The sequence below is a fragment of the Brevundimonas sp. genome (assembly GCF_046293315.1).
Taxonomy (GTDB): domain Bacteria; phylum Pseudomonadota; class Alphaproteobacteria; order Caulobacterales; family Caulobacteraceae; genus Brevundimonas.
Map to the genome: position 1 here is coordinate 1 of NZ_JBKBPF010000099.1, position 566 is coordinate 566.

1 protein-coding gene is annotated in these 566 nt (G+C 73.3%); it reads left to right on the forward strand.

Going from position 1 to position 566, the window contains the following annotated elements; genetic code table 11:
* Positions 1-12: 12 nt before the first annotated feature.
* On the forward strand, positions 13-566 hold a 554-nt coding region (locus ACK4SE_RS14210), incomplete at its 3' end, for a tyrosine-type recombinase/integrase (protein WP_409694030.1).

Consider the following 566-nt stretch of genomic DNA (forward strand, 5'->3'; position numbering starts at 1 on the left):
CTCCGCGCCTGGATGGCCGAGGAGCGCGGTCGAGGGCGGTCGGCCCGCTCCCTGGCGCGCGCCCTTTCGGCCGTGAAAGGCTTTACCGCCTGGGCCGCCGATCGCAGCGGCACGGACGCCACCACGGTCCTGTCGGCCCGAGCGCCGAAGTTCCGCCGCAAGCTGCCTCGGCCGCTAAGTGAATCTGGAGCCTCGGAAATTCTGGCCGAGATCGGCTCGGACGCCCGCGAAGACTGGATCGCTGCCCGCGACACGGCGATTGTGACGCTGCTTTACGGTCTTGGCCTGCGCATCTCGGAGGCGCTCGCCCTGACCGGGGCCGACCACCCCCTGCCGCCGACCCTGCGCATCACCGGCAAGGGCGGGAAGACCCGCCTCGTCCCGGTGATTCCCGCCGCGGCCAGGGCGGTTGCCGCCTATGTCGCCCTCTGCCCCTTCGACCTCGCCGCCGATGGCCCGCTCTTTCGCGGCGCGCGGGGCGGGGCGGTCAATCCCCGGCTGATCCAGTCCGCGATGGAGCGCGCCCGCCTGCGCCTGGGCCTGCCTGCCACGGCAACGCCGCACGC